Raw genomic sequence first — 14,648 nt, 5'->3', positions numbered from 1 at the left:
CCGACCGACCGGCAGGAGTTGCCAGCATGGCCGAACCGACCCGCTACCTCGGCAAGTTCCGGGGGACGGTGGTGAACAACGTCGACCCGCTCGGGATCGGCCGCATCCAGGCCCAGGTGCCCGACGTGCTGGGCGATGTCGCGTCGACCTGGGCGATGCCGTGCTTCCCGGTGGCCGGTCCGGGCATGGGGCACTACGCCGTTCCGCCGGTCGGGGCGGGCGTGTGGGTGGAGTTCGAGCAGGGCGACCAGAGCTACCCGATCTGGACGGGCTGCTGGTACGGCTCCGCCTCGGAGGTGCCGGTGGAGGCGACGACCGGCCCGCCGGGCGTGCCGAACACGGTGCTGGAGACCTCGGGGCGGCGGGTGATCGTCCTGTCCGACGACCCGACGACCGGGATCACCCTCCGCACCCCGAGCGGGGCCTCGATCGTGATCAACGACTCGGGCATCCGGATCAGCAACGGCCAGGGCGCCTCGATCTCGCTCGTCGGCGCCACCGTTTCCATCAACCAGGACGCCCTGAGCGTGACCTGACGGGGGAGAGACTCGTGCCCGGAAATCTGCTGCACGTCAATGCGACGGTGACCTGCCCGCACGGCGGCCAGGCGACCGCCCGGCCCGCCCAGGCCCGGGCGCTGGTCGCCGGCCAGGCCGTCACCGCCACCGCCGACCCGTACACCGTGACCGGCTGCCCGTTCACCGTGGCCGGCAAGCCGCAGCCCTGCGTCACGATCCGCTGGGTGGTGCCGTCCGCCCGGATCCGGGTGAACGGCTCCCCCGCGCTGCCGCAGTCCGCCGTCGGGCTCTGCCAGAGCGCCGAGCAGGTGCCGCAGGGGGCGCCGGTCGTGACCGTCGTCCAGCAGCGGGCGGTGGGCGCATGAGCGGGCGGACCGTCGAAGGGCGCGCACGGGCGAACGCCCCTGCCGGGCGCGGCGAGGTGGGCGCATGACCGCCCCCGGGTACCCCGCGACCGGCGCCGGACCGGCGCGCACGGACCTCGCGTTCCCCTTCCGGATCGACAGCCGGGGGCGCACCGCCGAGGTCGGGTACGACGACCACGTGCGCGACCTGATCGAGCAGTTGCTGTTCACCAGCCCCGGCGAGCGGGTCATGCACCCGGACTTCGGCTGCGGGCTGCTCGACCTGGTCTTCGCCCCGAACAGCCCGGAGCTGGCGGCCACCCTGCAGCTGTCCGTCCAGGCGGCGCTGCAGCGGTGGCTCGGCGACGTGATCGAGGTCGCCTCGCTCGACGTGGAGAGCGAGGACAACGTGGTGCGGGTCGAGCTGGCGTACGTGGTGCGCCGCACCGGTTCGCCGCGGCAGGACGTGTTCGAGGGCGGGGTGGCGGCATGACCGGCCGATCCGAGGCGACCGGGCGGTCCGCGGGGGCCCGGTGCGGCACGGAGCCGCGCCGCGCCGACGTGCGCGCGGCGCACCTGCTGGGCCTGGACGGCGCCGAACCGGACGACGACGGGCGCACGCTGGACGTGACGTTCCTCGGCCGGGCGCCGGCCGAGCTGGGCCCGGAGAACATCCGCGTCGACGGGGGCCGCCGGATCACCGGCCTGCGCGCCCTCGCGGTCGACATCGAGCGCGCCGACGACCCGGAGCTGGACGACCGGATGCTGGTCACCCTCGACCGGGCCGGCGACACCTCCCGCTACCGGCTGAGCGTCGTCGAGGCGGACGCCTACGGCCGCCCGGGCACCCGCCCGTACCCCGGCTTCGACCCGAGGTACGCGAGCACCGGCTTCTCCTTCGGCGCCGACTGCCCCTCCCCCTACGACTGCCGCACCGAGGAGGACTGCCCGTCCGCGCGCCGTCCGGCCCCGGTGATCGACTACACCGCCCGCGACTACGAGAGCCTGCGGCGGCTCGTGCTGGACCGGATGAGCCTGACCGCTCCCGGCTGGACCGAGCGGCACCTGCCCGACCTCGGCATCGCCCTGGTCGAGCTGCTCGCCTACACCGCCGACCAACTCTCCTACCAGCAGGACGCGGTGGCCACCGAGGCCTACCTGGACACCGCCCGCCGCCGGGTGTCGGTGCGCCGGCACGCCCGGCTGATCGACTACACCGTGCACGAGGGCTGCAACGCCCGGGCGTTCGTCGCGCTGTCGACGGACCGCCCGCTCACCCTCCGGCGCGGCACCTTCCGCTTCGCCGCCGTCGACACCGGCCGGCTCGCCCCGCAGGACCGCCCCGACCTGTCCACGGTGATCCCGGACGAGGAGCTGGACGCGCTCGGCCGCACCGCCGCCGTCGAGGTGTTCGAGCCGCTCGGCGGGACGGACCTGGAGCTGCGCCCCGCGCACAACACCATCCGGTTCTGGACCTGGGGCGACCAGGACTGCGTCCTGCCCCGCGGCGCGACCGGCGCCACCCTGCGCGACGACTGGCACCCGTCCGACCGCCCGGAGGCCCGCACCCGGCACCTGGCGCTGCGCCCCGGCGACCTGCTGGTCATCGAGGAGGTGCTCGGCCCGCGCACCGGCGCCGCCGCCGACGCCGACCCCGCGCACCGCCAGGCCGTCCGCCTCACCGAGGTCACCCGTCTCGTCGACGAGCTGTACGGGCAGCCCGTGGTCGAGGTCGCCTGGGCGCCCGAGGACGCGCTCACCTTCCCGGTCTGCCTCTCCACGCACGGCGGGAGCGACTGCGGGCCGATCGACGACGTCAGTGTCGCCCGGGGCAACGTCGCCCTGGTCGACCACGGCCGCACCCTCACCTTCTGCGGCGCGGCACCCGAGACCTTCCCGGTGCCGCCGGAGCCGGTCGTGGTGGCGCCCTGCGGGCCGGGCGGCTCCGGCTGCGCGGACCGGGCGGAGGGCAGCCCCGCCGCCGAGGCGATCCACGGGCTGCTCGACCGGGCCCGCTCCGGCCGCAGGCTCGGCCCGGAGGAGGTCCGCGAGCTGTACGCGCTGGTCGGCGAGGCGGCGGTGCTGCGGGCCGGGCTGAGCATCCGGCTCGCGCCCGGCTCCGGCGCCGAGGGCGGGGACGGCTCGGGAGCGGTCGTCGAGCCGCCCACCGCCGACGCCCAGGCCGCGGCGCTGGAGACGCTGCTCGACCAGACCCGCTACCCCGTCCTGCCGCGGCCCTTCCGCCCGGTGCTGGACCAGGCGCCGGTCACCCGGGCCGTGCCCTACCCGGACCGCGCCCACGTCAGCGCCGGCCAGGCCGCCCTGCTCGCCGGTGTCCCCGAGCGCGTCCGGCAGCGGCTGGAGGAGCTGTGGCGCCGGGCGAGCCGCGGCGACGACCTCTCCCGCGCCGAACTCGCCGAACTGACCGTGCTGTTCGGCGCCCGGACGGTCCAGGGGCTGAACCTCGCCGAGCGGCCCGCCGCCGGGCTGCGCGAGCTGCTGGCCCGCCGCGCCCGGCTGCTCGCCGCCAAGCTGCGCCGCCTCGACGTGCTGATCGCGCGCGCCCGCTCCGGCGTGCCGCTCGGGCCGCCCGCGGTCTGGGAGGTGGCCCAGAGCTGGGGCCCCCGGTACGCCGCCGGGCTCGCCCCCGACACCCCCGCCCTGGCCGGCCCGGCGAGCGGGATCACCGTCCAGGACCCGCGCACCGCGCTGCCCGGCGTCCGGGCCACCTCCGAGGACCGGGAGTGGACACCCCGCCGGGACCTGCTCTCCGCCGGACCGCGGGACCGGAACTTCGTGGGCGAGCCGGAGGACGACGGCCGCCTCGCCCTGCGCTTCGGCGACGGCCGCCACGGTCTGCCGCCGCGGCCCGGCACGGAGCTGCGGGTCTCGTACCGGATCGGCAACGGCACGGCCGGGAACGTGGGCGCGGAGGCCGTCAACCACCTGGTGGTCTGCCGGGAGCAGCCGCCCTGCCCCGAGCGCCCCGGCACCGCCCGCACCGACACCACCCGCACCGACACCACCCGCCCCGACACCGCCGCCCGGCCGCAGGACGCGGTGCTCCGGGTCCGCAACCCGATGCCCGCGACCGGCGGCACCGAGCCCGAACCGCTCGACGAGGTCCGGCAGGCGGCCCCGCTCGCGCTGAGCCGCACCCGGCTGCGCGCCGTCACCGCCGCCGACTACGCGGAGCTGGCCGCCGCGCTGCCCGGCGTCCGGCGGGCCGCCGCCGAACTCCGCTGGACCGGCAGCGTCCAGGAGGTCCACGTCGCCGTCGAACCCCGCGGGCAGGCCACCGCGGACACCGCCCTGCTGGAGGCGGTCGGCGACGGCCTGGAGGCGTACCGGCGGATCGGCCACGACCTGGTCGTCCGCCCCGCCCTGCTGGTGCCGCTCGACGTCGAACTGCGGGTCTGCGTCGCCGCCGGCCACCAACGCGGCCACGTCCTCGCCGAGTTGCGGCGGGTCCTGGGCAACCGCACCCGGCCGGACGGCCGCCCCGGCTTCTTCCACCCGGACGCGCTGGACTTCGGCGACCCGGTGCGCGCCTCCCGTCTGGTGGCGGCGGCCGCCGCCGTGCCGGGCGTGGTCGACGCGCAGGTCACCCGGCTGCGCCGGCAGTTCGGCCGGGACGACGGCGAACCGGCCGACGGGCTGCTGCGGCTCGGCGCGCTGGAGATCGCCGAGTGCGACAACGACCCCGACCGGCCGGAGCACGGCCGGCTCTCGATCGTGATCGGAGGCGGCCGATGACCGGCCAGTGCACCTGCGGCTGCTCCGGCACCGCCACCGCGACCCCGGCCGCGCTGTTCAACCCGCCCGGACTGGACGCCCTCGACTACCGCGTCGGCCGCTACGGGGACTTCCTCGACAGCCTGCTCGCGCGGCTGTCCGGCCCCGCCCACCCGGCGCTGCGCGACCTGACGGTCCGAACCCCGGACGACCCGGCGATCGCCCTGCTGGACGCCTGGGCCGTGCTCGCCGACGTGCTCACCTTCTACTCGGAGCGGATCGCCAACGAGGGCTACCTGCGCACCGCCACCGAGGACGGCTCGCTCGCCCTGCTCGGCCGGCTGGTCGGGCACCGGCCCCGGCCCGGCGTCGCCGCCGACACCTACCTCGCCTACACCCTCGACCACGACCCGCGCGCCGCCGAGGACCCGACCGTGGTCGTCCCGCGCGGTGCCCGCAGCCAGAGCGTCCCCGGCCCCGGCGAGGACCCGCAGTCCTTCGAGACCGCCGAGGACCTCGCCGCCCGCGCGGCCTGGAACGAACTGGCCGTACTGCGCCGCCGCCCGTACCAGCTGACGCCCGGCCTGCTGAACCCCGGCGGACGGGCCGAGCTGTTCGCCGCCGGCACCGCCAACAACATCAGGGCCGGCGACCGGCTACTGTTCGTCTTCAGCGCCGACAAGGCCGCCGATCCGGTCCACCGGGTGCTGCGGCTCGTCCCCGAAGTACGGCTCGACCGCGAGAACGACGTCACGGTGATCGGACTGCCCCGGGACCTGCGCACCCTCAAGGACCTGCGCGCCGAACTCGCGGCCTGGATCACCGTCTCCGAGGACGCCCCCGACCCCCGGCCCGGGCACAGCCGGATCCTGCGGGACTTCGACGACCAGGTGCTGGCCCCGCTGCGCGCCGATCTCGACCGTCCGGACGGCCCGCTGGGCACTCCGGCCGACTTCGCCGATCGGCTCGCCCCGGTGATCGTCCGGACCGCCGAGGCCGCCGAACTGGCCCGCGCCCAGCAGCCGGTCGCCGCCTGGTTCGGCCGCCTCGGCGACGAACTGGCCGGCCTGCGCGACCGCGCCCACCAGCTGGAGCCCGCGCAGGCCCCCGAGAAGCCCGCCCCCGGCGCCGCCGACCCGGCGCTGCGCGGACTCGGCCCGCTGCTGGCGGCGCTGCGCACCGCCCCCACCCGGCCCCCGCTCAGCGCCCGGGACCTCGCCCGCGACCCGCGGCGCCTCTTCGCGCCCGGCTCGGACCTCGGCGCGCAACTGCTGTCCGCGCTCGACCCCCGGCTGCGCGAGGGCCTCTACCCCGCGTGGCGGCAGGTCGACCTCACGGCGCCGCTCGCCGTGCACGAGATCCAGGCGATGCGGGTGGTCGCCACCCCGTTCGGCGCCACCGCACCGCTCAAGCCCGTCTTCGGCGACGACGGCCGGATCGACCGCTACGTGGACTGGCCGCTCTCCGGCAGCACCCTGGTCGGCGTCCGGGTCGCCTTCGACACCGCCGGCACCGTCCCGAAGACCGCCGACTTCACCTACGTCGAGGCCGGCAGCCTGGTGCACAGCGGCTTCTCGCTGCCGTGGGACCACACCTTCCCGTTCGGGCCCGGCCAGGTCGCGCTGACCACCGTCGACCCTCCGCAGCCGGACCCGCACGCCGCCGTGCCCGCCCCCGCCCCGGAACCCGGCATCAGCGCCCGGTTCCTGGCCAAGCTGCCCGAACGCACCGTCTTCATCTCCCGCCCGCGGGCCGACGGCCGCGTCCACGTGCGGATCGACGGCGGGCCCGGCCCCGCACTCGACCACCTGCTCGACCCGGGCCAGGAGCAGACCGGCGAGTCCGGCGAGCTGAACGTCCGGCTGCACCGCTACGCCGGCACCGACCAGACGGCGCCCGCGGTCGAGGTGGTGTTCACCACCAAGCTGCAGCCCGTCTCCGGCACCGTCCTCACCCTCGACGCCGTGTACGACCAGATCGCGCCCGGCAGTTGGGTGGTGATCCAGCGCCCGCGCAAGGGCATCGACGGCGGCATCCCCGGCAGCCGCGACCTCGCCGAGGTCATCACCCGGGTGACCGACGTGCGGGTGATCTCCCGCGCCGACTTCGGCATCACCGGCAAGGTCACCGAACTGTCCCTGCAGCAGCCCTGGTTGGACGACAAGGACACCCAGCTCTCGGACATCCGGGACGCCACCGTGTACGCCCGCGGCGAGTCGCTGCGCCTCGCCGACGAGCCCGTCACCGAGGACGTCCACGGCGACCGGATCGAACTCGCCCGGCTCTACGACGGGTTGACCCCCGGCCGGTGGATCGTGGTCGGCGGCGAACGGACCGACATCCCGGGCAGCACCGGAGTGCGGGGCACCGAACTCGCCATGATCGCCGGCGTCGAGCAGGGCGTCGACCCGCGGCTGCCCGGGGACACCGTCCGCACCACGATCACGCTCAGCGCCCGCCTCGCCCACCGCTACCGCCGCGACACCGTCCAGGTCCTCGGCAACGTGGTCCGCGCCACCCAGGGCGCCACCCGCGACGAGGCCATCGGCAGCGGCGACGCCGGCGTCCCGGGTCAGCGCTTCACCCTCTGGCAGTCGCCGCTCACCTGGCTGGCCGCCGACACCCCCGGGGGCGCCCGGAGCACCCTGGAGATCCGGGTCGACGGGGTGCTCTGGCACGAGGTCGACAGCCTCGCCGGGCGCGGCGCCGACGAACGGGTCTACGCCACCGCGACCGCCGCCGACGGACGCACCACCGTCACCTTCGGCGACGGCGTGCACGGTTCGCGCCTGCCCACCGGGCGGGAGAACGTCCGCGCCCGCTACCGGATCGGCATCGGCGAGGCGGGCAACGTCGGCGCCGGCCGGATCACCCAGCTCACCACCCGCCCGCTCGGCGTCTCCGCCGTCGTCAACCCGCTGCCCGCCACCGGCGGCGCCGGCCCGGACGGCCCCGACCTCGCCCGGCACACCGTCCCGCTCGCCGTCACCGCCCTGGACCGGCTGGTCTCGGTGCCCGACTACGAGGACTTCACCCGCTCCCGGGCCGGCATCGGGCGTGCCTCCGCCACCCGGCTCTCGGACGGCCGGCGCGAGCTCGTCCACGTCACGGTGGCCGGGATCGACGACATCCCGCTCGCCGCCGACTCCGACCTGCTCCGCGCCCTGCAGGCCTCGCTCGCCGCCTACGGCGACCCGCGGCTGCCCGTCGAGGTCGCGGTGCGCGAACTCGTCCTGCTGATCGTCGCGGTGCGCGTCCGGGTCGACCCGGACCACTCCTGGGACGTGGTCGAACCGGCGCTGCGCCGCGCCCTGCTCGAACGGCTCGGCTTCGCCGGACGCCGGCTCGGCCAGAGCGCCCACCTGTCCGAGGTGCTGGCCGTCGCCCAGGCCGTCCCCGGCGTCGACCGGGTCGAGGTCGACGCCTTCACCGGCGTACCCGCCGGGATCACCCCGGAGGGCCTGGAGCAGCTGGCCGACCGGCTCGCCACGCCACAACGGACCGTCCCCGCCCACCTCGCCCACTTCGACGAACAGCGCTACCGGGTACGGGAGTCCACCGGGGAGACGCTCACCGACGTCGCCGCCCGGCACGGCATTCCGGTCGCGGAGCTGCTGCGCCTCAACCCGGACGTCACCGACACCCGCCCGCTGCCCCCCGGCCGGGTGCTGACGGTCTTCCGCGGCATCCGCCCGGCCCGACTCGCCGTACTGTCACCGAACCTGCCCGACACGTTGATCCTCAAGGAGATCCGCGCATGACCGAGCAGTGGGACGGCCGGGACCCGGACGGGCTGCTGGAACTGCTGCCGCGGTGGCACCGGCTGCGGGACGCCGACGAGGGCGAGCCGCTGCGCGCGCTGCTGGCCGTCATCGCCGAACAGGTCGACGTCGTCCGCGGCGGCATCGACCAGGGCTACCGGGACTGGTTCGTGGAGACCGCCGCCGACTGGGCCGTCGCCTACCTCGGCGACCTGGTCGGCTACCGGATCCTGCCCGGCTACGAGGAGGTGCTCGCCACCGGCCTGCACGGCGGCGCCTCCCCGGACCGGGCCGCGGCCCGCGACCGCCTCGCCGCCCGGCTGGCGCCGCGGCAGGACGTCGCGAACACCGTCGCCCACCGCCGGCGCAAGGGCACGCTCGCCCTGCTGGAGGAGCTCTCCGCCTCCGTCGCCGACTGGCCGGCCCGGGCCGTGGAACTCTCCCGGCTGCTCGGCGCCACCCAGCCGGTGCGGCTGCTGCGCCCCGACGAGGAGCCGGCCGACCGCCGGCGGCTGGGCCGGGGCCGACTGGTCGACGTCCGGCGCGGCGCCGAACTCGACCTGCTCAGCGGGCCGTTCGACGAACAGGCGCACACCGTCGACGTCCGCCGGGCCGCCTCCACCCGCCGCCCGGGCGGGTACACCCCGGCCGGGGTCGCCCTGTACGTCTGGCGGCTGAAGCCCTACTCCGTCACCCGCGCGCCGGCCTACTGCATCGACCGGGCCAGGAACCTGTTCACCTTCTCCGTCCTCGGCAACGACACCCAGTTGGTCACCCGGCCCGAGCCGGAGCCGTCGGCGGCCCACATCGCGGAGCCCGACAACGTGCCGGCCCCGATCCGGCGCCGGCAGCTCGCCGAGCACCTGCCCGACCTCTACGGGCCCGGCAGGAGCTTCGCCATCTGGCGCGACGGCGCCCAGGAGCCGATCCCGCCCGCGGAGATCACGGTGGCCGACCTGACCGACTGGACGTACCGGCCCAGGCGCGGCCAGGTCGCCGTCGACCCGCTGCTCGGCCGGATCGCCTTCGGCTCCCGCTCCGCCCCGCGCCGCGGCGTCCAGGTCGACTACCACTACGCGTTCAGCGACGACACCGGCGGCGGGGAGTACCCGCGCGACCGCCCGGCGGCCCGCCACCGGACGGTCTACCCGGTCGGCCCCGGCGGGCCGTACGAGCGGATCAACGACGCCTACGAGCAGTGGCGCGCCGACCAGCAGGACGGCAGCGCCGGCGACTCCGCCGTCATCGAGATCACCCACAGCGGCGCCTACCAGGAGCAGCTGGACTTCGACCTGGGCGCCGACGACCGCCTCGAACTGCGCGCCGCCGAGGGCGCCCGGCCGGTGATCCGGCTGCTCGACTGGTACAGCAACCGGCCGGACGCGCTCAACGTCCGGGGCGTGTGCCCGGGCGGGCGGCTGGTCCTCGACGGCCTGCTGATCACCGGACGCGGGGTCAACGTCACCGGGCCGCTGGCCTCCGTCACCCTGCGGCACTGCACCCTGGTGCCGGGCTGGTCGCTGGAACCGCACTGCGAACCGCACGCGCCGCACGAGCCCAGCCTGGTGCTGGACCACACCACGGCCTGCGTCCGGATCGAGCGCAGCATCCTGGGCGCGATCCAGGTCGTCGGCGACGAGGTGGACGACGACCCACTGGAGGTCCACCTCGCCGACAGCGTCCTGGACGCCACCGGGCACGGGCGGCCGGCCCTCGCCGGCCCCGACTGCGAGCACGCCCACGCGCTGCTGCACGCGCACCGCTCCACGGTGGTCGGCGAGGTGCACACCCACGCGGTGCCGCTCGCCGAGGACAGCGTCTTCACCGGGCGGATGCGGGTGGCCCACCGCTCGCTCGGCTGCCTGCGGTTCTGCTACGTCCCCCCGGGCTCGCGCACCCCGCGCCGCTACGAGTGCCAGCCCGACCTGGTGCGCTCGGCGGTCACCGAGCTGGTCGAGCGCGGCGAACTGGACCCCGCGCAGGCCGCCCGGCTGCGCGAGGTGGAGACCGCGCGGGTCCGCCCGCTGTTCGCCTCCCTCCGGTACGGCACGCCCGCGTACGGCCGGCCGGCCGCCGACTGCGCGCCGGAGATCACCCGCGGCGCCGAGGACCGCTCCGAACTCGGCGCCTTCCACGACCTGTTCCAGCCCCAGCGCGAGGACAACCTGCGGGCACGGCTGGCCGAGTACACCCCGGCCGGCACCGACGCCGGGATCTTCTTCGCCACCTGACCGACCCCTGAGCAACTCCCCACCGACTGACGACCGTTGACTGTGAGAGGGACCCCGTGCACGCAGACTTCTCGCGCCTGACCTTCCGGCCCGGCAAGCACTACTCCGCCGTGCTGACCCAGCAGGGCCGGGTCCAGCTCGACGCCGACGCCAACGAGCAGGCCGCGATCGAGCGCTACCACCTGCGCACGCTCGCCGCCGACCTGATCGGCCGGCGCGGCGGACCGGCCGGCGCGGCCGGATTCGCGATCGACCACGTGCCCGGCAACCACGAGGTGGACGACCTCACGATCGGCGGCGGCCGGTACTACGTCGACGGCATCCTGTGCGAGGCCTACCGGCCCGAGCCCGGCACCGCCGTGCCCGACGACGGCGGGGACGGCGACGGCGGCGACGACGGGAGTGCCGCCGCCCGGCAGGAACCCGCCGTCTGGACGTACTGGGACCAGCCCGACGCCTACCGGGACCAGGACCGCCCCGAGGACCGGCTGCCCGCCGAATTCCCGTACCTGGTCTACCTGAAGGTCTGGGAGCGCAGCGTCACCGCCGTCGAGGACCCGGAACTGCGCGAGGTCGCGCTCGGCGCGGCGATGCCCGACACGGCGGCCAGGGCCAAGGTCGTCTGGCAGGTGCTCGCCCTGCCCGCCGCGGAGCTGAACGTGCCGGACGGCGGGGTGTCCCGGGTGCGGGAGGCCTTCGACGCGTGGGCCGAGCCGCGGGAACAGCCCGCCTCCCGGCTGGCCGCGCGCGCCCGGCGTCCGGAACGGGCGGGCGAGGACCCGTGCCTGACCCACCCCGAGGCCGCCTACCGGGGCCCGGAGAACCAGCTGTACCGGGTCGAGGTCCACCGCGGCGGCTCGGCCGAGGGCGGGTCGGCCGAGAGCCGATCCGCCGAGGGCGGCGCCACCTTCACGTGGTCCCGGGAGAACGGCTCGGTCGTCCTGCCGGTCGCCGCGATCGAGGGCGTCTGGGTCGACCTCTCCTCGCTGGGCGACGACGACAAGCTCGGCCTCTCCGTCGGCGACTGGGTCGAGGTCGCGGACAGCGCCTACGTCAGCCGGGGCGAGGCCGCGGACCTGCTCCAGGTCGAGGAGATCGACCTGCCGGGCCGCCGGGTGCGGCTGTCCGCCGAACCGGCGCCCGAGGTCGGCCGGTCCGCGGAGCGCCACCCCTTCCTGCGCCGCTGGGACCACCGGGCACCCCGCGGCCGGGACGCCCTGCCCCTGGACGGCGGCGCCCTCAGGATCCAGGAGGGCACCTGGCTGGACCTGGAGGACGGCGTCCAGGTGTACTTCCGCCCGTGCGGCACCTACACCCGGGGCGACTACTGGCTCGTCCCGGCCCGCACCGCCACCGGCTCGGTGGAGTGGCCGCGGAACACGGCCGGCGAAGCACTCCTCCGACCCCCGGCCGGCGTGCGGGTGCACCACGCCCCGCTCGCCTGGGTCAAGGGCCCGACCACCGTCGTCGACCTCCGCCAGACCTTCTCCCCCCTCACCGCCCCCACCCCGGCCGAAGCCTGACCCGGCGCGGAACGCGGTTCCGCGTTCCCGATCGTGACCGGGAACGCGGAACCACGGGGGGAGAGGCGCCGGCCGGAGGCCGGTGGTGATCATCGCGCCGGCATGGTTGCCGGTCAGGGGGCGTGGCGGTCCGCCAGGCGGTTCCCCTGCTCGATCTGGACCTCCATCCGCACTCCTTGCAGGAGGCGGCCGAGGTAGCTCAGGTCCGTCAGGAGCTGGGCGTAGTCCCGCTGCGCCTGGATGTCGCGGAACTCGACCCGGCGCTGGTCCGCCGGAGTGTCCTCCCCCATGTGTTCGAGGTTCACGGCCTGGTAGTGCAGTCGGTCCCCGGGGTGCTCCTGCACCTTGTCGCGCAGTCGCCGGCTGGCGTCGGCGTGCAGGGGAAGCTCCCGCAGGTGCGCCTGGAGGTCGCGGATCGCCTTCGCCAGGTCGGTTTCTCCGGCCCGTGCCCGGGTGCGGATCTCGTCGAGCAGCGTCAGCAGCGCCGGCAGCGGGTTGTCGGGGAGGTCGCCGGTCCAGGGGGCGTTCTCCGTGTCGGACTCGCGCGGGGCGGCGCCGAACGTCCTCTTCCACTCCTCCCAGTCCGTCTCCCACTTCCGCATCGACTCGACGAACAGCTCGACGCTTCCGCCGAACGCCGTCTTGCCGTCCAGGGAGAGGTGCCCGCCACCGCCGTACTTGGTCTGGTCCACGGTGAGCCCCACGGAGGCCGCCGCGTCGAAGATGTGGGTGCGGATGATGGTCCTGATGTGGTTGGCGCCCAGCCCTTCGATGGAGAGCGGGGAGGTGCGGGTCTCCAGGCAGCCGTCGTCCAGGGTGATCTCCCACCACCACTCGTCGGTGCCGTTGGTGTAGGTGAACCGGGTTCCGGGATGCCCCTTCACCGTCACCTCCGTCACGGCCAGCGTGAAGTCCCCCGGCGCGCCGGCCGCTCTCACCGCGGCGGACCACGCCGTCGCTTTCGTCCTCGCGTAGGTGAGGGTGCGCTGGGCACTGGCGTCCTCCACCCCGGTCAGTCCGCCGATGTCCACCCGGAGCGCGTAGGGCGGGTTCTTGCCGATGCCCTTCTGGCCGTTGAGCACGTCGTCGCTGAAGGTGAACTCGGTGCCGACCAGGACCTCCTTCACCGGCGTGGACATGTCCTGCTTGGCGGAGGTCGTCGCCAGCGCGGTCTCCTCCTCCATGATGTTCAGGCCGCGGAGTGCCGCGCTGAGCTTTCCCGCCTCGACCGCGGCGTTGCCCTTCACCTGCGCCAGGGTCTTGGCGATGCCCGGCGACACCTTCTTGATGGCGGTCAGCAGGTCCGCCTGCTCCACGGTCTCTTCGTCCCCGGATCCCAGCACCACGCGTGTGTAGCGGGTCGCTATGCCGTTCCAGTTCTCCATCAGGTAGGCCCGGGCGGCCTGCTCCCACTCGGCCGCGGGGCCACTGGGCTCGGGGGCCATGAAGCGCTGCACGGCCGGGTGGTGCGTCCGGCCGGCCGCGACGGGCTCCTGTCCCGGTGGGGCGGAGCGCGGGCCCGGGCGGGACAGGGCGCGGTGGGCGTTGGCCTCCGCCTCCCGCTCGAAGCGGTCGGACGGGTCGCTGATCGACAGGCCGTCACCGCGGTCCGTCCCGGCGACCGGTCCGCGCCGCTGCTGGATCACGTGGGTGAGCTCGTGTGCGAGGGTGTGCCGGTCCGCGCCTCCCTCGCCGATGACGATGTGGCTGCCGGAGGTGTACGCGCGGGCACCCACCTCGGCCGCGGAGTCCTTCGCCGCGGCACCGGTGTGCAGGCGCACGTCGGAGAAGTCCGCGCCCAGCCGGGCTTCCATGTCGCCGCGGGTCCGGTCGTCCAGCGGCCGGCCGGGCGCGCGGAGCACCTGGTGAACGGTGGAGCGCTGGACGGCGGGCGGGCCGTCCGGCGACGGCCGGTCCTCGGCGGCGCGGCGGAGCAGCCGGACGACGGCCGCGTTGCCGGCCGTGGCCTGGAGGCCCAGGAGGCCGTTCCGGACGGCTCCCGGCGCCGACGACGGCAGAGGTGAGGGGGCCGGGGTGCGACGGGTGGGTGGTTCGGTGTCCCGATTCCGCTGGTGGTCGTGCAAGGGTCCTCGTCTCCGGTTCGCCGTGTCGGTCCCTCCTCTGTACGGGGTGGGGTCCGGCGGCACCAGGGGTGGACGGGCAGAGCCGGGGGCAGGGCGACGGGACGTCCCGGCCACCCCGGTCGGGCTCCCGCCGAACGGCGGACGGGTGCCCGGCACCGGCCTCGCCGTCTTCCGTCCCCGGCGGGGCCGGGTCCGATTGAGCGACGTGGTCGATGGACGGAGCCATGGCGGGCGGCATGGTCACCGCCTCGTGTCGGATGATCGCGCGTCCGGCCGACGGAGCGTCAGCGGGCGGGCCGGATCCCCCAGGCGGCGGCCCGGGCCGCGGCGGCCGCGCGGTTGGGGAGGTCGAGCTTGCGTGCTGTACGCGCCGCCCGCCTACGTCCCCCGCTCGCAGTCCTTCCCGACCAGCCCGGTCTCGCCGGACGCCGTTCAGCTGATGGTCAGCCGGG

Annotated in this window: 8 protein-coding genes and 1 pseudogene; 8 read left to right on the top strand and 1 reads right to left on the bottom strand. The window is 75.7% G+C overall.

Annotated features, from left to right (window positions below; all coding sequences use genetic code 11):
- The first annotated feature begins 26 nt into the window (after positions 1-26).
- The 7 genes from ACWD4P_RS28200 (at position 27) to ACWD4P_RS28170 (ending at position 12,112) form a co-directional block, all read left to right on the top strand.
- Complete coding sequence (locus tag ACWD4P_RS28200) at positions 27-536, top strand: phage baseplate assembly protein V (protein ID WP_359819123.1); 510 nt, start codon at positions 27-29, stop codon at positions 534-536.
- 14 nt (positions 537-550) lie between these two features.
- Positions 551-883, top strand: coding sequence for a hypothetical protein (locus ACWD4P_RS28195; protein ID WP_359819120.1), 333 nt, complete (start codon positions 551-553; stop codon positions 881-883).
- Between the two features lie 64 nt (positions 884-947).
- Positions 948-1,355: a GPW/gp25 family protein gene (locus tag ACWD4P_RS28190; RefSeq protein ID WP_359819118.1), complete on the top strand. Its 408-nt coding sequence runs from the start codon at positions 948-950 to the stop codon at positions 1,353-1,355.
- The gene (locus tag ACWD4P_RS28185) at positions 1,352-4,618 is read left to right on the top strand and encodes a putative baseplate assembly protein (protein WP_449781547.1); all 3,267 of its coding nucleotides are present in this window, start codon (positions 1,352-1,354) and stop codon (positions 4,616-4,618) included. The genes ACWD4P_RS28190 and ACWD4P_RS28185 overlap by 4 nt, the downstream gene beginning before the upstream one ends.
- A complete protein-coding gene (locus tag ACWD4P_RS28180) occupies positions 4,615-8,358 on the top strand; it encodes a putative baseplate assembly protein (protein ID WP_449781546.1) in 3,744 nt (1,247 codons plus the stop codon). The genes ACWD4P_RS28185 and ACWD4P_RS28180 overlap by 4 nt, the downstream gene beginning before the upstream one ends.
- Positions 8,355-10,589 (top strand): hypothetical protein, encoded by a 2,235-nt coding sequence (locus tag ACWD4P_RS28175; protein ID WP_449781545.1) that lies wholly within the window; start codon positions 8,355-8,357, stop codon positions 10,587-10,589. The genes ACWD4P_RS28180 and ACWD4P_RS28175 overlap by 4 nt, the downstream gene beginning before the upstream one ends.
- A 56-nt stretch (positions 10,590-10,645) precedes the next feature.
- The gene (locus ACWD4P_RS28170; RefSeq protein ID WP_449781544.1) at positions 10,646-12,112 is read left to right on the top strand and encodes a DUF6519 domain-containing protein; all 1,467 of its coding nucleotides are present in this window, start codon (positions 10,646-10,648) and stop codon (positions 12,110-12,112) included.
- Positions 12,113-12,225: 113 nt separating this feature from the next.
- On the opposite strand, the gene ACWD4P_RS28165 is transcribed toward ACWD4P_RS28170, so the two are convergent.
- A complete protein-coding gene (locus ACWD4P_RS28165; protein ID WP_449781543.1) occupies positions 12,226-14,196 on the bottom strand; it encodes an eCIS core domain-containing protein in 1,971 nt (656 codons plus the stop codon).
- 358 nt (positions 14,197-14,554) lie between these two features.
- Between ACWD4P_RS28165 and ACWD4P_RS28160 the strand changes: the two are divergent.
- Positions 14,555-14,648: pseudogene (locus tag ACWD4P_RS28160) on the top strand (GNAT family N-acetyltransferase); the annotation flags it as partial.

This window comes from Kitasatospora sp. NPDC002543 (assembly GCF_053594915.1).
This window is presented reverse-complemented; position numbering and strand designations above follow the sequence as displayed.